11 protein-coding genes and 3 pseudogenes are annotated in these 18234 nt (G+C 69.9%); 7 read left to right on the top strand and 7 right to left on the bottom strand.

Features of this window, described 5'->3' with window-relative positions; all coding sequences use genetic code 11:
• Positions 1-15 precede the first annotated feature (15 nt).
• From ACFYQ5_RS00265 to ACFYQ5_RS00255, 3 genes are all read right to left on the bottom strand, one after another.
• Positions 16-837, bottom strand: a complete 822-nt coding sequence (locus ACFYQ5_RS00265; protein WP_389190894.1) for a hypothetical protein — start codon at positions 835-837, stop codon at positions 16-18.
• 180 nt (positions 838-1017) lie between these two features.
• Positions 1018-2076: a metallophosphoesterase gene (locus ACFYQ5_RS00260; protein ID WP_389190892.1), complete on the bottom strand. Its 1059-nt coding sequence runs from the start codon at positions 2074-2076 to the stop codon at positions 1018-1020.
• A gap of 174 nt (positions 2077-2250) precedes the next feature.
• A complete protein-coding gene (locus tag ACFYQ5_RS00255; protein ID WP_389190890.1) occupies positions 2251-3363 on the bottom strand; it encodes a LacI family DNA-binding transcriptional regulator in 1113 nt (370 codons plus the stop codon).
• A gap of 401 nt (positions 3364-3764) precedes the next feature.
• Between ACFYQ5_RS00255 and hisC the strand changes: the two genes are divergently transcribed.
• The 5 genes from hisC to ACFYQ5_RS00230 all read left to right on the top strand — a co-directional run bounded on the left by hisC (position 3765) and on the right by ACFYQ5_RS00230 (position 13101).
• Positions 3765-4844 (top strand): histidinol-phosphate transaminase, encoded by a 1080-nt coding sequence (gene hisC / locus ACFYQ5_RS00250; RefSeq protein WP_389190888.1) that lies wholly within the window; start codon positions 3765-3767, stop codon positions 4842-4844.
• Between the two features lie 288 nt (positions 4845-5132).
• A complete protein-coding gene (locus ACFYQ5_RS00245) occupies positions 5133-6641 on the top strand; it encodes a cytochrome ubiquinol oxidase subunit I (protein WP_389190886.1) in 1509 nt (502 codons plus the stop codon).
• Between the two features lie 19 nt (positions 6642-6660).
• On the top strand, positions 6661-7662 hold the full coding sequence (gene cydB / locus ACFYQ5_RS00240) for a cytochrome d ubiquinol oxidase subunit II (RefSeq protein WP_389190884.1): 1002 nt from the start codon (positions 6661-6663) through the stop codon (positions 7660-7662).
• Between the two features lie 97 nt (positions 7663-7759).
• On the top strand, positions 7760-11341 hold the full coding sequence (cydD, locus tag ACFYQ5_RS00235) for a thiol reductant ABC exporter subunit CydD (RefSeq protein ID WP_389190882.1): 3582 nt from the start codon (positions 7760-7762) through the stop codon (positions 11339-11341).
• A 53-nt stretch (positions 11342-11394) separates the two neighbouring features.
• A complete protein-coding gene (locus ACFYQ5_RS00230) occupies positions 11395-13101 on the top strand; it encodes a GAF domain-containing sensor histidine kinase (RefSeq protein WP_389190880.1) in 1707 nt (568 codons plus the stop codon).
• An 89-nt stretch (positions 13102-13190) separates the two neighbouring features.
• Here ACFYQ5_RS00230 and ACFYQ5_RS00225 read toward each other — a convergent pair whose 3' ends face one another.
• Both ACFYQ5_RS00225 and ACFYQ5_RS00220 read right to left on the bottom strand, forming a co-directional pair.
• Positions 13191-14033 carry a Cof-type HAD-IIB family hydrolase gene (locus tag ACFYQ5_RS00225; protein ID WP_389190879.1) on the bottom strand — a complete coding sequence of 281 codons (843 nt, stop codon included), beginning with the start codon at positions 14031-14033 and terminating at the stop codon, positions 13191-13193.
• A 130-nt stretch (positions 14034-14163) separates the two neighbouring features.
• Positions 14164-14322, bottom strand: a pseudogene (locus ACFYQ5_RS00220) (LLM class flavin-dependent oxidoreductase); the annotation flags it as partial.
• Between ACFYQ5_RS00220 and ACFYQ5_RS00215 the strand changes: the two are divergent.
• Positions 14317-14541 (top strand): annotated as a pseudogene (locus tag ACFYQ5_RS00215) (MobC family plasmid mobilization relaxosome protein); the annotation flags it as partial. The pseudogenes ACFYQ5_RS00220 and ACFYQ5_RS00215 overlap by 6 nt on opposite strands.
• A pseudogene (locus ACFYQ5_RS00210) lies at positions 14538-16249 on the top strand (relaxase/mobilization nuclease domain-containing protein). The pseudogenes ACFYQ5_RS00215 and ACFYQ5_RS00210, both read left to right, overlap by 4 nt.
• 610 nt (positions 16250-16859) lie before the next feature.
• Here the strand turns inward: ACFYQ5_RS00210 and ACFYQ5_RS00205 are convergent.
• Together ACFYQ5_RS00205 and ACFYQ5_RS00200 are read right to left on the bottom strand one after the other, a co-directional pair.
• Positions 16860-17642, bottom strand: coding sequence for a serine hydrolase domain-containing protein (locus ACFYQ5_RS00205; RefSeq protein WP_389190877.1), 783 nt, complete (start codon positions 17640-17642; stop codon positions 16860-16862).
• An 87-nt stretch (positions 17643-17729) separates the two neighbouring features.
• On the bottom strand, positions 17730-18137 hold the full coding sequence (locus ACFYQ5_RS00200; RefSeq protein WP_389190875.1) for a thiol-disulfide oxidoreductase DCC family protein: 408 nt from the start codon (positions 18135-18137) through the stop codon (positions 17730-17732).
• Positions 18138-18234 lie beyond the last annotated feature (97 nt).

Raw genomic sequence — 18234 nt, 5'->3', positions numbered from 1 at the left:
CCGTGCCCGGCCGGATCACTCCGGCCGGTGCTCGGGCCCGCCGAAGTCCGGGCTGGTGAAGTCGGGGCTGGTGAAGGTCGGGCGCGGGCCGGCCGAGGGGCCGTCCTCCGGACCGGAGAAGTCCGGTCTGCTGTAGCCGATCTTCGGAATCCGGTTGGCCGAACGGTGCGGCGTCCGCGAGGCGGGGCCCGCGGTCGGGTCGGCCAGCGCGTCCCGGAGGAAGGGCAGGATGCCGCGTTCCAGCAGGGCGTGGCGCCAGGCCTCCCGGGCGCGCGCGACGTCCTCCGGCAGTTCCTCCTCCTCGTCCATGGCGGGCAGCGCGGTGGCGCCGTTGCGCAGGGCGGTGACGAGGAGTCCCACCGCGGCGACGAGGATCGCCGCGGCGGCGACGGCCGCGAAGAACCACCCGGCGGCGACCATGGTTGCGGCGAAGGCCGGGGCGGGGCTGAGGGCCTTCAGGGGGTAGCCGATCAGCAGGAAGATCAGGGCGGCCGTACCCGCGAGGACGGGCGCCAGCACGGAGATCACCGCGAGCGTGCCGGCGCCCATGGGGTCGGCTTCGTTCTCGGCGGGCCCGACGGATGCCTGGGCATCCGGGTCGCCCGGTTCGCGCAGCTCGCCGCGGACCTTCACATAGTGGTCGTACTCGGTGGCCGCCGCCGCCGTGATCAGGGGCGTGGCGTCGAGTGCCATCGTCCGGAGCTGTTCCGGGTTGAGCTGATCGCCGACACCGTCCAGATCCGGTCGTTCGTGAGCATGGCGCAGTGCGTCGGCCAGGATCCGCTCGTACTCGGGGCGGTCCTCGGCCAGCAGGTGCGGAGCGCTTTTCATGTGCATCCCCCGATGCTCCGTAGGGCCTGATCGACCGTAGGGGCGGGCGATCGGGCGGAAACGGAGGAGAGCCTGCTACTGATACGCCGATGGTAGAACGCCTACGGCATGGGGTGACAGGGGGTTTCCGTAAATAGGCCCAGCCGCCGACGGTGTCGGGTCGTGATGCGTCTTCCCCGACGACCGTCAGTCATGCAACGGAAGTTGGACGACCAACAGCTTTCCGGCCATGGTCACTCCGCCGTCCATGGCGATGGCCAGACCTTCCGCGTAGACGTGCGGACCGTCCACCACAGGCCGGGCCGCGTCCTCGCCCTCCTCCGATCCGACCTCGCCGAGCAGATACGGAATGGGACTGTGGCCGTGGACGACGCGCCGCCCGCCGTACGTCGACATCAGCGCGCGGACGGCCTCCGCGCCCCCCTCGTCACGGAAGGCGAACCGCTTGGTGAGCTTGCGGAAGAGGTCCCAGCACTCATCGGCGTCATTCCGCGTGAGAATGGCGTGGACCGTGTCGTTGACGTCCTCGATGGTGGATCCGTAGTCGAGGTAGGCCGTCGTGTCGGAGTGCATCAGCAGGTGCCCGTCCTCCTCGACGACCGCGTCGAGCCGGGCCATCCACTGGAGGTGGACGTCCTGCAGCCGCTCCATGTCCGTCTTCTGACCACCGTTGAGCAGCCAGGCGGCCTGGAAGGTCGCGGTTCCGGCGCCTGAGTTCACCGGGGTGTCGCCGAACCTCTTGGCGCCGAGCAGCAGCAGTTCGTGGTTGCCCATGAGCGCCTTGCAGTAACCGCCGGCCGCGGCGGCCTCCGCGGAGAGGCGCATGACGAGATCGATGACGCCGATGCCGTCCGGACCGCGGTCGGTGAAGTCGCCGAGGAACCAGAGCCTGGCGTCGGCCGCCGCCCAGCGGCCGTCGGCGTCGACGAGGCCCTGCTCACGCAGTGCGGCCAGGAGCTCGTCCAGGTAGCCGTGGACGTCTCCGACGACGTACAGCGGACCGCGGCCGGATTCGCCGACGGTCCGGGCTTCCGGGACGGTCTGCACCTGGACGGTGTCACCGCGGTTGATCACGGGCAGGTCCCGCTCGGTGGGGGTGTACCCCTCCGGCGGCTCGTCGCCCACCGCTACGTTGCCTGGGTGCGGCAAAGGCGCGTTCATCGGCACCTGCGCATACGGCGGTACGCGGAAGTCACGCAACGTCGCTGTCCGCACTACGGGTTCCTGACCGGCCCCCTGAGTCATCGACCCCTCCACCACCGTCGCGCCTCCGTACACCTGACGGGCCCTGCCTGGTAGAGGTGGTCCGCGGTGTCGTGCGCCCATCATAGGAATGCGGATCGTGCTGTGTGACGCACCAGGGGTGGTGAATCCGTGCTCACACCTGGTTCATCGGCCGTTTGGTCCGGATTAATCCGATCAGTCCCCGGCCGGTGATCGCGGAGCGCTGACCGTGGTGCGAGGCGGACGGCGCTGGGAGGACGTCCGGACGATGAGCTCCGTCGGTATCACCTGCTCCACCGGGCCGTCGTGTTCGACCCCTTCGATGGCGTCGATGAGGAGCTGGACGACCGCCGTGCCGATCCTGCGGGGCTTCAACGAGAGGGTGGTGATGGGGGGTTCGGTCGACGCGTACACGGTGGATTCGCTGCAGCAGACCAGCAGGAGGTCCTCGGGGACCCGTAGGCCGTAGCGCCGCGCCGCGGCGAGCAGATCGGTGCCGTTGGGGTCGAAGAGCCCGTAGACGGCGTCGGGGCGGTCCGGGCGGGCGAGGAGGCGGTCCGCGGCGACCGCGCCCGCGCAGGGGTCGTGGGCCGGATAGGACTCGTAGACCGGGTCCTGGCCGACCCGCTCGCACCAGTGGAGGTAGGCGGTGGTGGAGAGGCGGGTGTACGTGTCCGTGGTGGTGCCGGTCAGCAGCCCGATACGGCGGGCTCCCGCGGCCGCGAGGTGGTCCAGGAGGTCGAGGACGGCCGCCCGGTGGTCGTTGTCGACCCAGGCGGTGACGGGAAGTGTGCCCGCCGGGCGGCCGTCGGAGACGACGGGCAGACCCTGGCGTACGAGCTCGGTGACCACCGGGTCCTGGTCGGAGGGGTCGATGACGACCGTCCCGTCGAGGGCGACGTTCGACCACACGTCGTGGCGTGATGTGGCGGGAAGGATCACGAGTGCGTAGCCGCGTGCGAGCGCAGCCGATGTGGCGGCTCTCGCCATCTCCGCGAAGTACGCGAATTCGGTGAAGGTGAAAGGTTCATCCCCGTACGTGGTCACGGTCAGGCCGATGAGACCCGACTTGCCGGTGCGGAGGGTTCGGGCCGCCGCGGACGGGCGGTAGCCCAGCCGTTCGGCGACCTCGCGGACATGGTGGCGGGTGGCGTCCGGGAGCCTGCCCTTGCCGTTGAGTGCGTCGGACACGGTCGTGATGGAGACTCCGGCCGCTGCGGCTACGTCCCGGATCCCCGCCCGTCCTTGCCTGCCGTTGCGCCGGGGCGTCTCTGTCCGGCTCACCTGGTGCTTCCCTGCTGCTGTCATGGCGAGCCGATAGTAGGGCTCCGGCGCCGGGTCGGGCTGGTCGCATATGCCTGCGTTGACAGGCACGTTTTTGCATGATCAACAATGTGTAAATGCCTTGTGAAGCAAGGGCGTTGGGCCCATCGGCACCAATGTCTCACACATCGGCAGGCATGAACCTGCTGAATGGCCCAGGTCTCGTAGCGGTCGCAACTCACCTGTTCGAGGGATGCGCGCCACGGAGTGAGCGACCGGCGCGCGGCGGGATGCTCAGTGCTCCCCCTCCTGAAGGCTGCCGGAGTCGCCCAGGGCGGGCGCTTCCGGCAGGGCGGGGCGATTTCGGATCCCGGCCATTCGCACGGGCGCCCAATCCTCATAAGGTGAGCAGTATTGATGTGTACGGATGTCGAGGAGGACCCGCGGTGAGCGAGACGAGCCCGAAACTGCGCGCCGAGCTGGACGGCGTCCCTGCGTACGTGCCGGGCAAGCCGGCGTCCGCGGAGGGGCCGGTTGCCTTCAAGCTGTCCTCCAACGAGAACCCGTATCCCCCGTTGCCCGGTGTCATGGAGTCGGTGCTCTCCGCGGCCGCCGCCTTCAACAGGTATCCGGACATGGCCTGTACGGGTCTGATGAACGAGCTGGCCGACCGGTTCGGTGTGCCGGTCTCCCACCTGGCCACCGGTACGGGATCCGTCGGTGTCGCCCAGCAGCTGCTCCAGGCCACCTCGGGTCCGGGGGACGAGGTCATCTATGCCTGGCGCTCGTTCGAGGCGTACCCGATCATCACGCAGATCAGCGGTGCGACGTCGGTCAAGGTGCCCCTGACCGGCGGTGAGGTGCACGATCTCGACGCCATGGCCGGCGCGGTCACCGACCGGACTCGGATGATCTTCGTCTGCAATCCGAACAACCCGACCGGCACCGTGGTGCGCCGGGCGGCGCTGGAGCGGTTCCTGGACCGGGTCCCGGACGATGTCCTGGTCGTGCTCGACGAGGCGTACAAGGAGTTCATCCGGGACCCTGACGTGCCGGACGGGATCGAGATCTACCGGGACCGGCCCAATGTCGCGGTGCTCCGGACCTTCTCCAAGGCGTACGGCCTCGCGGGTCTGCGGGTCGGCTTCGCGGTGGCGCACGAGCCCGTGGCGGCGGCCCTGCGCAAGACGGCCGTCCCCTTCGGTGTCAGCCAGGTCGCCCAGGACGCCGCGGTCGCCTCGCTGCGCGCCGAGGACGAGCTGCTGGGACGGGTCGGTTCGCTGGTCGGCGAGCGTGCCCGCGTGTACGACGGTCTCGTGCGGCAGGGCTGGACCGTTCCGGAGTCCCAGGCGAACTTCGTCTGGCTGCGGCTCGGGGACCGGACGCTCGATTTCGCCGCGGCCTGCGAGCGGGCGGGTGTGGTCGTGCGGCCCTTCGCCGGTGAGGGTGTGCGGGTCACGATCGGGGAGGCCGAGGCCAATGACGTGTTCCTGAAGGTGACGGAGTCCTTCCACCAGGAGCCGTAGCGGCTCGGCCGTTGCGTGAGGAACCTCCGGTGGCCCCGGATCTCGGTGACCGGGGTCCGGGGCCACCGCTCTTTCCGCGCCCCGGAGGGCGCGGCGCCCCTGTCCGGTTTCGGCTGGCCCGGCTGGGTCGGCCGGAAAACACCCCCCACCCGATGGCTTCGAAGACATGTGCGCCATAATGCTTGTGAATGTGAACGCGTTCACAAGCGCGCCCTGCTTCCTCCCGTGATCGGGTGGAATGACCGGGCGATCTGCGGCTGTGATCACGGCGACGTAAGGAGAAGAGTCGTGGACCTGGCTCTGGCACCAGAGACTCTGGCGCGATGGCAGTTCGGCATCACCACCGTCTACCACTTCCTGTTCGTCCCTCTGACGATCTCTCTCGCCGCGCTCACCGCCGGCCTGCAGACCGCCTGGGTGCGCACGGACAACGAGAAGTACCTCAGGGCGACCAAGTTCTGGGGCAAGCTCTTCCTGATCAACATCGCCATGGGTGTGGTCACGGGCATCGTCCAGGAATTCCAGTTCGGCATGAACTGGTCCGACTACTCGCGGTTCGTCGGTGACGTCTTCGGCGCCCCGCTCGCCTTCGAGGCGCTGATCGCGTTCTTCTTCGAGTCCACCTTCATCGGCCTGTGGATCTTCGGCTGGGACAAGCTGCCGAAGAAGATCCATCTCGCCTGCATATGGATGGTGTCCATCGGCACGATCCTCTCGACGTTCTTCATCCTGGCCGCCAACTCCTGGATGCAGCACCCGGTCGGTTACCGGATCAACGAGGAACGCGGTCGTGCCGAGCTCACCGACTTCTGGAAGGTGCTCACCCAGGACACCGCGCTCACCCAGTTCTTCCACACCATCACGGCGGCCTTCCTCGTCGGTGGCGCCTTCATGGTCGGCATCTCCGCCTTCCACCTGGCCCGCAAGAAGCACATCCGGGTGATGCGCACCTCACTGCGGGTCGGGCTGGTCACGGTGGTGGCCGCGGGCATGCTCACCGCGGTCAGCGGGGACACGCTCGGCAAAGTGATGTTCAAGCAGCAGCCGATGAAGATGGCTGCGGCGGAGGCGCTGTGGGAGGGCGAGGAAGGAGCCCCCTTCTCGCTCTTCGCGGTCGGTGATGTCGCCGAGGGGCACAACGACGTGGAGGTCTCCATACCCGGGGTGCTCTCCTTCCTCGCGGACAACACCTTCACCTCGTACGTCCCGGGCATCAACGACATCAACGAGCAGTTGCAGGAGACCTACGGACCTGGTGACTACCGGCCCAACATCCCGGTCGCCTTCTGGAGCTTCCGCTGGATGATCGGCTTCGGAATGGCGTCCTTCGGGCTCGGTCTGCTGGGGCTGTGGCTCACGCGGAGGAAGTTCCTGTTGCCGGCGGCGCTGCGCACCGGTGAGGACGAGGTGCCGAATCTGGTCCTGTTCAGGAACAAGGCGCTGAGCCCGAAGCTCGCCAAGCTCTACTGGATCACTGCCCTCTGGACCATGATGTTCCCCTTGATCGCCAATTCCTGGGGCTGGATCTTCACCGAGATGGGCCGCCAGCCCTGGGTGGTCTACGGGGTGTTCCAGACCCGTGACGCGGTCTCTCCGGGGGTTTCGCAGGGGGAGATCCTCACCTCGATGATCGCCTTCACGGCGCTCTACGCGGTGCTCGCCGTCATCGAGGTCAAGCTCCTCCTGAAGTACGTCAAGGCCGGACCGCCCGAGCTCACCGAGGCCGACCTCAACCCGCCCACCCGGATCGGCGGTCACGACCAGGACGCCGACCGGCCGATGGCCTTCTCCTACTGAGATCAAGCGGAGCTGAGAGATGGAACTCCACGACGTCTGGTTCGTGCTCATAGCCGTCCTGTGGACCGGCTACTTCTTCCTGGAGGGATTCGACTTCGGTATCGGGGTCCTCACCAAGCTGCTGGCACGTGACCGCAAGGAGCGCCGGGTCCTGATCAACACGATCGGGCCGGTCTGGGACGGGAACGAAGTGTGGCTGCTCAGCGCGGGCGGCGCGACCTTCGCGGCCTTTCCGGAGTGGTACGCCACCCTGTTCTCCGGCTTCTACCTGCCTCTGCTGGCCATCCTCCTCTGCCTGATCGTGCGCGGGGTGGCGTTCGAGTACCGGGCGAAGCGGCCCGAGGAGCGCTGGCAGACGAACTGGGAACACGCGATCTTCTGGACCTCGCTGATCCCGGCCGTTCTCTGGGGGGTGGCCTTCGGGAACATCGTCCGCGGCGTGAAGATCGATGCCGACATGGAGTACGTCGGCAACCTCTGGGACCTGCTCAACCCGTACGCCGTCCTGGGCGGCCTGGTCACGCTGTTCCTCTTCACCTTCCACGGCTCGGTGTTCGCCGCGCTCAAGACCGTCGGAGACATCAGGAAGCGTGCACGCGGGCTGGCGCTCAAGCTGGGTTCGGCCACGGCGGTGCTCGCCCTTGCCTTCCTCGGCTGGACCCAGGCGGACAACGGAAACGGCTGGAGCCTGACGGCGATGATCATCGCCGTGGTGTCGCTGGTCGTGGCCATCGGTGCCATCGCGGCGGGGCGTGAGGGCTGGTCCTTCGCGTTCTCCGGTGTGACCATCGCGGCAGCGGTAGCGATGCTCTTCCTTACGCTCTTCCCGAACGTCATGCCGTCCTCGCTGAACGACGCGTGGAATCTGACGGTCTCCAACGCCTCCTCCAGCCCGTACACCCTCAAGATCATGACCTGGTGCGCCGGCATCGCCACTCCGGTGGTGATGCTCTACCAGGGCTGGACGTACTGGGTGTTCCGCAAGCGCATCGGTACGCACCACATCGCGGACGCGCACTGAGCCCGCCCTGTGCCTGATCCCGCCCTGCGCACCGAGCGTGCCCTGAGCGCCGAACTAGCTGAGCGAAGGTCATGAGCTCACTGGGGAGCTGTTTCACGTGAAACCGATCGACCCACGTCTACTCCGTTACGCCCGGGCCACCCGGTTCTTCCTGGCGGCCGTGGTGGCGCTGGGGCTGGTCGGAGCCGCTCTGGTCATCGCCCAGGCCATGCTCGTCGCCGAAGTGGTGGTGGGCGGGTTCGAGGACGGGCTGACCGTTTCCGGGCTCCGCACACCGCTGCTGCTGCTCGCCGCTGTCGCCCTGGGGCGAGCCATCGTGGCCTGGCTGACCGAACTGGCCGCGTACCGGGCGAGTGCCGCGGTCAAGTCAGAGCTGCGCGGCCGGCTCATGGAGCGGGCGTCAGGCCTGGGGCCGGACTGGTTGAGCGGGCAGCGCACCGGGTCGTTGATCGCGCTGGCGACCCGGGGCGTCGACGCGCTCGACGACTACTTCTCGCGCTACGTCCCGCAGCTCGGCCTCGCAGTCGTCGTTCCGGTGGCGGTACTGGCCCGGATCGTCACCGAGGACTGGGTCTCGGCGGCGATCATCGTGGTGACGCTGCCGCTGATTCCGCTCTTCATGATTCTGATCGGATGGGCCACCCAGTCCCGGATGGACCGGCAGTGGAAACTTCTGTCACGGCTCTCCGGGCACTTCCTCGACGTGGTCGCCGGACTCCCGACGCTGAAGGTCTTCGGGCGGGCCAAGGCGCAGGCCGAGTCGATCCGTAGCATCACCTCGCAGTACCGCCAGGCCACGCTGAAGACCCTGCGGCTCGCCTTCCTTTCCTCCTTCGCCCTGGAGCTGCTGGCGACGCTCTCCGTGGCCCTGGTCGCCGTGACGATCGGGATGCGGCTCGTTCACGGAGAACTCGACCTCTACACGGGCCTGGTGGTGCTCATCCTGGCGCCGGAGGCCTATCTGCCCATCCGCCAGGTCGGCGCGCAGTACCACGCGGCCGCGGAAGGGCTCTCGGCCGCGGAGGAGATCTTCGCCGTACTGGAGACCGAGCCCGCGGCCGGTGGATCCCAGGCCGTGCCGCAGTCGCTGCGGCTGGAACTGGAGGGGGTTTCGGTCCGCCACCAGGGCCGGACCGAGCCCGCGCCGGCTGCCGCCTCCCTCGTGGTCGAGCCGGGTGAAACCGTCGCCCTCGTCGGTCCCAGCGGCGTAGGCAAGTCCACGCTCCTCGGTGTGGTGCTCGGTTTCACCGCCGCCGACGAGGGGCGGGTGCGGGTCGGCGGGACCGATCTGTCCGCCCTCTCCCCCGAGCGCTGGCGTGAGCAGATCGCCTGGGTTCCTCAGCGCCCCCATCTCTTCGCCGGGACGATCGCGGAGAACGTACGGCTGGCGCGCCCGGACGCGGACGACGCTGCGGTCATGACCGCGCTGCGGGAGGCAGACGCGTACGACTTCGTGGACGCGCTGCCGGACGGCGTCGGGACGCTGCTGGGAGAGGACGGTGCCGGACTCTCCGCGGGGCAGCGGCAGCGCCTCGCACTGGCCCGGGCCTTTCTCGCGGACCGGCCTCTGCTGCTGCTCGACGAGCCGACGGCGAGCCTGGACGGCGAGACGGAGGCGGGCATCGTCGACGCGGTGCGGAGGCTGGCCGAGGGGCGCACCGTGCTGCTGGTCGTGCACCGGCCGGCGCTGCTCGCGGTCGCGGACCGGGTGGTGGTGCTGGAACCGGGGGCGGGCGGGACGCCGGCCGGCCGGAAGGATCCGGACGGCGGGACGGTTCGGGGCCCTGGCGATCGAGGCGACCGGGGCGATGCCGAGCGGGTGAGCGCGGGGGAGCCCGCGCTGTTCGCGGAGACCGCCGAACTGCTCAAGGACACCGCCCCCAGGGCCGGTGGCCGCGTGCTCGCCCGGGTCCGGGAGGCCGCCGGTTCGCAGCACGGGAAGCTGGGTCTGGCTCTGCTGCTGGGCAGCCTCGCCGTGGCGTCCTCCGTCGGCCTCATGGCCGTCTCCGGCTGGCTGATCTCACGCGCCTCCGAGCAGCCCCCGGTGCTGTATCTGATGGTCGCGGTCACCGCGACCCGGGCCTTCGGGCTCGGGCGGGCCGTCTTCCGTTACGCGGAGCGGCTGGTGTCCCACGATGCGGTGCTGAGGATGCTCGCCGAGCTCAGAGTGGCCGTGTACCGGGGGCTGGAGCGCATCGCGCCCGCCGGTCTTCGAGCCACGCGACGAGGCGACCTGCTGTCCCGGCTGGTCTCCGACGTGGACGCGCTGCAGGACTACTGGCTGCGCTGGCTGTTGCCCGTGGGGACCGCGCTCGCGGTCGGCGTCGGATCTGTTGCCTTCACCGGCTGGATGCTGCCTGAGGCAGGCGCCGTCCTGGCAGCAGGGCTGCTCCTGGCGGGCGTGGGCGTGCCGTGGCTGAGCGGCTCGTTCGCCCGGCGCGCCGAGTTCCAACTGGCGCCCGCCCGGGCCGCGCTGGCCGTCCGGGTCGCCGACCTTCTCGGGGGTACGGCCGAGCTGACCGTCGCGGGTGCGCTGCCCGCCCGTAAGGAGGAGGTGCGCACGGCGGACGGCGTCCTCACACGGATCGCCTCGCGAACGGCGGCCGCGACCGCGCTGGGTGGCGGGCTCTCCGCCCTGATCTGCGGGCTCACCGTCGTGGGCGCGGCGCTCGTCGCGCTGCCCGCCGTGTACGACGGACGGCTGGCGGGTGTCGAGCTCGCCGTCGTCGTACTCACTCCGCTCGCCGCGTTCGAAGCCGTGACGGGGCTGCCGCTCGCGGTGCAGTACCGCCGGCGGATCAAGCGAAGCGCGGAGCGGGTCTTCGAGGTGCTGGATGCTTCTGTACCGGTCGACGAACCTGTCGAGCCGGCCGGGGCGCCGGTGTCTCCCTTCCCGCTCGACGTTCGAGGGCTGTCGGCCCGGTACGACGGCGCGGAGTGCGATGCCCTGGACTCCGTCGATCTGACGCTGACCCCCGGGAAGCGGGTCGCTGTCGTGGGCCCGTCCGGCTCGGGGAAGACCACGCTCGCCCAGGTCCTGCTCCGTTTCCTGGAGGCCAGGGAGGGCACGTACCGTCTCGGCGGTGTCGAAGCTTCAGCGCTGGACAGGGACACGGTCCGGACCTTCGTCGGGCTGTGTGCTCAGGACGCTCATGTCTTCGACAGCTCCATCCGCGAGAACCTGCGGCTCGCCCGCACCGGCGCGACCGACGGTGAGCTGAGAGACGCCCTCGCCGCGGCCCGGCTGCTGGACTGGGCCCAGTCGCTGCCCGACGGCCTCGACACGCTGGTGGGTGAACACGGGGCCCGGCTGTCGGGCGGCCAGCGGCAGCGGCTGGCACTGGCCCGCGCGCTCCTCGCCGACTTCCCCGTACTCGTACTCGACGAGCCTGCGGAGCACCTCGACCTGGCGACGGCGGACGCGCTGACCGCGGATCTGCTGGCGGCCACTCAGGGGCGCACGACCGTGCTGATCACCCATCGGCTGGCCGGGCTGGAGGCGGTGGACGAGGTCCTGGTGCTGGACGGGGGCCGGGTGGTGCAGCGGGGCCCGTACGCCGCTCTGGCCGCGCAGGACGGCCCACTGCGCCGGATGCTCGAACGCGAACAGGCGCCGGTGCGTACGGGACCGGAGCGGTTGCGGGCGGTGCCTGCGGTTGTCGGGGGCCGAGGGTGGTGAATCCGCCCAGGTTCTGACTTTCCGGACTGTTCGGTGCTTACTAGGCTCGGATCATGCCCGAGCCGCATGCGAAGGACGCGCCCGAAGCGGCGCAGCAGAGCACCGGAAGTCTGCGAGGGCTCTCCGCGGAGCTGACCGCACGCGTTCCCCAGCTGCTGGAGGCGACGAGATCCGTGGGCGCGGGCCTCGAGCTGCATTCCACCCTCGAGCGCGTCTGTGAGACCGCGGCCGAACTCGCCCACGCCCGCTATGCGGCCATCGGCGTCGTCGAGAGGCCCGGTGAGGCTCTCAGTGACTTCATCACCCATGGGGTGCCCGAGGAGACCGCCCGGGAGATCGGCCGCCCTCCCGACGGGCACACCGGTCTCCTGGGCGCACTGATCCAGGAAGGCGTGCCCATCCGGCTGGAGGATCTTGAGGACGACCCGCGCTTCGGCGGGTTCCCGGCCGCCCACCCGAAGATGCGCACCTTCCTCGGGGTCCCGATCCGGGTCCAGGGCAAGATCTTCGGCAACCTCTACGTGATGGAGAGGCACGGCGGGGGCGCGTTCGGCGATGACGAGCTGCGCATGCTGCGCGTGCTGGCCACGGAGGCCGGGATCGCCATCGGCCACGCACGGACGTACGACGCCGCCCGACGGCGCGAACAGTGGATCGACGGCTCGGTGGCCGTCACCACCGCACTGCTCTCGGCCGGGGACGCCGACGAGGCACTCGCCGTCGTCGCCGAACAGGCGCGCCGCCTCGCCGACGCCGCGGCCGGCATCGTGCTGCTTCCCACCGAGGGAGGAGGCCTGGAGATCGTCGCGGTCTCCGGGGACGAGCCGTCCGCGTCCCTCGGGTTGATCATCCCGCCGCAGAGCCCTGTGGCGGCGGCCCTTCTGAGGGGGGAGGAGGTGGTCCTGGACGATTCGGGGACGGACCCCCGCCTGATCACCAGGCTGGCCGATCAGTTCGGCCCGCACATGCTGCTCCCTCTGCGCAGTGGTGGCCGGGTACTCGGAGCGCTCTCCATCCCACGGGTCCGGGGCGGCCGGCCGTTCACCCGGATGGAGCGGATCCTGGCCACGCACTTCGCCGGGCAGGCCGCCCTGGCGCTGAAACTGGCCGAGGCCCAGCGGGACCGGGAGAGCCTCGCCGTCTACGAGGACCGGGACCGGATCGCCCGGGACCTCCACGATCTGGTCATCCAGCGCCTGTTCGCCACCGGGATCATGCTGGAGGGCGCGCAGCGTCGCTCTCCGCTGCCCGCGGTGCGGGCAGGCATCGGACGGGCGGTGGACGAGCTGGATGTGACCATCCAGGAGATCCGTACGGCCATCTTCGCGCTGCAGCAGGAACCGGCTGAGGCGCCGTCAGGGCTGCGGACCCGGGTACTGCGGGAGATCAACATGGCGGCGGTGCCCCTGGGTTTCATGCCCTCGCACCGGTTCCTGGGACCGGTCGACTCCCTGGTGGGGGAGCTCGCGGGCAAGAACCTCGTCGCGGCTCTGCGTGAGGCGCTTTCCAACACGTACCGCCACGCTCGGGCCTCACACGTCGAGGTGAGGGTGGACGCGACCGCGGTACTGCCCGACGGGCGGGACGCGGTGCGGCTGACGGTCACGGACGACGGGGTGGGGATCCCGGACGGAGGCCGGCGCAGCGGCCTGCGCAACCTGGCCCGGCGCGCCGAGTCCCTGGGTGGCGCCGGCTGGTTCGGGCCGGGGGCCGGGGAGGACGGCAGCGGCACGACGGTGACCTGGCAGGTCCCGCTCTGATCGGACGGGCCCCGGCGCCCGGTCTCGGCGTGCGTGCTCGGCGTGCGGTCGCGGCGTGCGTGCTCGGCGTGCGGTCTCAGCGCGCGGTCTCAGCGTGCGGCGAGGATCCGCTCGATGACCACCGCGACACCGTCCTCGTCGTTCGTCAGCGTCACGCCGGACGCGGCGGCCACGGCGGCCGGATGGGCGTTTCCCATGGCGAACGAGGCGCCGGCCCAGGTCAGCATCTCCACGTCGTTGGGCATGTCCCCGAAGGCGACCACCTCGTCCGGGGCGATCCCGCGCTCCGCGCAGCACGCGGCGAGCGTGCGGGCCTTGGAGACCCCGAGGCCACTGATCTCCAGCAGTGCGGTGGGGCTGGACCGGGTGAACGACGCACGGTCCCCCGCGAGTTCGCGGGCCAGCGCGAGGAAGGCGTCCGGGGTCATCTCGGGGTGATGGGCCAGGACCTTCAGGACCGGTGTGCCGGTGCCGGGAGCCTCTTCGTGGAGCAGCTTCTCCGCGAGGGCGACAGTGGCACCCGGGTCCATGTGGAACGGGGGGTAGGCCGGTTCGTAGTGGATGCCCGTGGCCAGTTCGACGGCGAACGACACCCCGGGCGCCGCCTCGCGCAGGACGTCGACCACGTCCAGGGCGATCGCACGGTCCAAGGGGTAGACCTCGAGCAGCCGGCCTTCGTGAAGATCGGCGACCGCGGCGCCGTTCGCGCAGATCGCCATGCCGTGGCCCTGCACATGAGGGCTGACGACGTCCATCCAGCGGGCGGGCCGCCCGGTGACGAAGAAGACCTCGATGCCCGCCGCTTCGGCGGCTGCCAGGGCGGCGGTCGTACGGTCCGACAAGGTCTTGTCGTCGCGTAGGAGGGTGCCGTCCAGATCGGTGGCGATCAGCCGGGTCACGGCAGGCAGAGGCGGGTCGGTAGCTGAGGTCACCCGGTCATTCTCCCGTACGGAGTCGCACGGGCGTGCAGAGGGGCGCCCATCTGAGAAGGCGGGTCCCTGAACTGCGGAACATGACTTCGGCATATGCCGAAGGCCCGTCACGCGTCCGTCCCCGTCGTGGTCAGCCGAGCTGGGCCAGGGCCTCGGTGGCGATCCGTTCGAACACGTCGGGGTCCACGGCGAAGTCGGAGTCCGGCACCGGCCGGTGGACGACGATCTCGGTGAACCCGAGGTCGAAGTGCGTTCCCGCGAAGTCCACGAACGCGTCGAGGGACTGCAGCTGTCCGAGGACCGGCGCCGCACCCACATGTTCCGCGCCCAGGTGCTGCGTGAGCTCAACCGCACCGGCGTCAACATCAACCAGATCGCCCGGGCCCTGAACAGCGACTACACCCCGCCCGACATCCGCCGGCGCCTCGACGAACTCCAGCGCCTACTCGCCCTGACAGCCGAGGCCCTGCGTGAGCCCGCCGAACCGACGAAGGACTCGTCCGCGTGATCGCCGCCATCAAACCGGCCGGATCCAACACCCGGGGCCTACTCGCCTATCTCTACGGCCCCGGACGCCACGACGAACACCTTGACCCCCACCTCGTCGCCGGGTTCGCAATGCTCGGAATGCCCGACCCCGGCCGTAACCAGGACGCCACGCTCACCCAGCTCGGCCACCACCTCGACGCACCCGTACGCCTGCGCAACAGCGAGTTCGGCAAACCCGTAACCGACCACGTCTGGCACTGCCCCGTGCGCGCCGCACCCGAGGACTGCCGCCTCTCGGACACCGAGTGGGGCGAGATCGCCCAGCGCATCATCCACGCAGCCGGCATCGCCCCCGCCGGCGATGACCTGGCCTGCCGGTGGATCGCCGTACGCCACGCCGACGACCACATCCACATCCTCGCCACCACTGTCCGCGAAGACGGCCGCCGCCCCAAACTCCACGGCAACGGTGTCCGCGTCGGCGACGAATGCCGAAAGATCGAGAAGGACTACGGACTACGGCAGTTGAAGAAGGGCGACCGCACCGCCGCCCATCGCCCCACCCAGGCCGAGATGCACAAGGCCGAGCGCCTCGGCTGGGACCAGACCAGCCGCGCATGGCTCCAGGACCGTATCCGCGCCGCCATCCCGCACGCGAGGAGCGTCGAGGAACTGCTCGCCTACCTCGAAGCCGGCGACATCCTGGTCAAGCCCCGCCGCGGCCCGTCCGGAGACCTCCTCGGCTACGCCGTAGGCCGGCCCGGCGACGTGAACAAGGACGGCGAGCAGATCTACCACCCCGGCGGAAAGATCGCCCCGGACCTCACCCTCCCCAAGCTCAAGGCATGGCTGGAGACCACGGCACCGGAGGAGCACCCCACCGCACGCCGCAACCACCCCACCACTCCGTGGCATCGGGCTACCGACGCTCTCGACACGCTCCACGCCGACATGGCCGACTCCACCCACGCCCAGGCCCACATCACCGCCCTCGGCGATCTCCTCGAAGCCATCGCCCAGAAGGCTCCCGTTGACCTTCGCGCCGAACTGCGCTCCGCCAGCCAGACATTCGCCCGCGCTCAACGCTCCCAGACCCGTGCCGGCCACCAGGCCGCCCACGCTCTACGCACGGCGCCCGCGACATCGCCGGCGCTGCCACCGGCCCTGACGGCAGCGCTCTCGCCGCTCTGACCGCCGCACTCGTCTGGGCCGCCATCCTCGCCGCACGCTGGCACGACGCCCAAGGCCACGCCCACCAGGCCGACGCCGCCCGCCAAGCCGTCCACCACCTCCAGGCAGCAGCCGCCACCGCACTCGTCCCGACCCTCACCGAACTTGAAACCCGCCGCCCCAAGCAAGAAACCCGCCGCACCCTGGCCAACGACATACGCGCAGCCATCCCCGAACACGCCAATCGGATCCTCGCCGACCCCGCCTGGCCGGCCCTCTCCACCGTCCTCGACGACGCCGAAGCCGGCGGCCACCAACCCCACCGACTCCTCAAGGAAGCCGCCGCCCGCCGCGGACTCGGCACCGCACACAGCCCCGCCCGCGTCCTGATCATCCGCATCCAGCACACCAGCCGCAACCCCGCGCTCAATCTCCGAGCCGAAGCAGCCCGCCTGCGCAGCACCACCGCGTCAGCCTTCAGCACACCGTCCCCCGGCACCCAGCCGCCCACGGCAACAGCGGCCCGCACGAGCCAGCCGCGCCGTCCCCGCCGCTGACCCTGAGGAGGACTGGGCGGCTGCACTCATGCACATACCTCTTGCTCAATAACCCGAGCGATAACCCGAGCGATCTCTGGCCAGGAACGAGCGGAGGGCTAAGAAGCGACCAATAGTCGTAGAGGTCTCGGACCACGGCGCTGACACCGAGGCGCACAGCGTTCGAGTCGATCGAACCGATGACCCGCCGCATGATTCCACCGGCCCCTCGAGGCGAGGAGCGATCCCATGGCCCAGGAGGAGAGTGGCAGTGCGGATGGCGTCCAGCCGCGCCCAAGCTCGGCATCCGAAGTCTCGCTCTAGGTGTCCGCCTGATCAGGCGCTGGGAGTCCGCCACACCGGCCTGGTCTCAGCCAGACGTGCACCGTGTCCTGCCCCACTTGCTGGGCCTGGGCTTCACCCCGCCCTGGGGAACTGAGGGCCGCCTGCTTGAAGTGACAGTCAGCGACACATCGCGCCGACGCCGGCCCGGAGCGCGGCTGGCCTCAGTCCCTGCGCAGTCCACCATCGCGACGCAGCCGGCCACCGTCGGCAAGGGCTTCGAAGCCGTCACACGTTCTCACAGTCACCCGTACTGGTCCTTGGCACCAGCCACCAACCCCGGCGCGGTTCAGGTTTCGCTGGACGGCGGTTTGGTTACCGCGTCCTTGAGGATCTGGACGGCCAATTGCTCCGTCGGCGCCGGCTTCCCGGACAGGCGGTGGACCATGACCCAGGTCCCGTCCGCCATGGCTCCCGCGAAGACGGATGCGTCACGGGTCGCGCCGTTGTGCCAGCGCAGCGGGCCGGTTGTCTGCCAGGAGGGGGCAGGCTCGCCCAGTCTCCGTTCCACGAGCAGCCGGGTCACCAAGTGAGCCGTTTCGCGCGGGGTGGCCCACATTCCTCCAGCGGGCAGGATCGCGCCGCTCATGGTCCAGGGGCGTAGTGGGCGGCCCAGGAGTCCTCGTCCGCCCAGCCGCCTGTCCTGCGGCGGGTTCGAGGTCACATCTGTGAGGCCCAAGGGAGCCAGCACGTACTCGTTCAGCAGTTCCTCGTAGGGTGCGCCCGCTGCCGAGCTGAGCGCGGCGCCGAGAACGGCGTAGCCGAGGTTGGAGTACTCGGCCTCCCCGCCGGGAGGGCCGGTGGTGAGGAAGTCAAGGCGCTGTACGACAGCGCTCAATGCCTCGGTGTCGAATGCGGCGTACGGGTCGCGCCTTCGCAGACGGGGTGGGACCCGGGGCAGGGCCGCCGTGTGCTCCGCGAGGTGGCGCAGGGTGATGCCGGTGCCGGCCGGGGCGGTCAGGAACTGTTCGACGGGATCGTCGAGTTGCAGCAGCCCGGTCGATGCCAATTGGACGAGCAGGGTGCCCGTGAGCGGCTTGGTCAGCGAACCAATCTGGACGAAGCGGTCCACATCGTGGCCGTGGCTGGCTCGAGGTGTGGAGGAACTGCTGAGAACGCACGTGGGGACGGGAGGCATAGGAGCGGAGCCTATTCAGTTTCAGTGGTTTGGACGGGGGACCGCACAGGCCGCTGTGCCGCCCGGCATGCGGTGCCGGTTCTTGGCCACACCGCGGTAGATGAGGTGCGCGACCAGAGAGATCAGGGGAAGCTGCAGGCACCGGCCCGCGACCTGGTAGGGGCGGGCGGGGGATGAGCCGAGGTAGTCGGCCAGAGCTCGGGCGCCGCCGTAGCGCACCCGGCGCCCGTCGAAGAGCAGCACTTCGCGGTCCAGGCGCTGCAGATGCGGTTCGGTGAGCTCCGGAGGGAGGGTCTGCCAGGCGGCGGCTTCTGTCCGGGGCTTGGCATGGGTCTGGATCTGCCGGACAGCGGCCTGGCAGAAGCCGCAGTCGCCGTCGAAGGCGAGCACGGTGCGCTGTCCTGCGTGGTGGGGCGCAGCGTTACTCATGGCGGTGTCCTCTTTGATGGGAGGCCCTTCTCCTTCGCACGAGCGAGAAGGGCATGGAGGTGGGAAGAAGCGCGGGAACAGGGGGCGCCCGTGCGCG

The sequence above is a fragment of the Streptomyces sp. NPDC005794 genome (assembly GCF_042871445.1).
Classification (GTDB): Bacteria; Actinomycetota; Actinomycetes; order Streptomycetales; family Streptomycetaceae; genus Streptomyces.
Note: the sequence above shows the minus strand (reverse complement) of the source record. Positions and strands in the feature narration are given on the sequence as shown.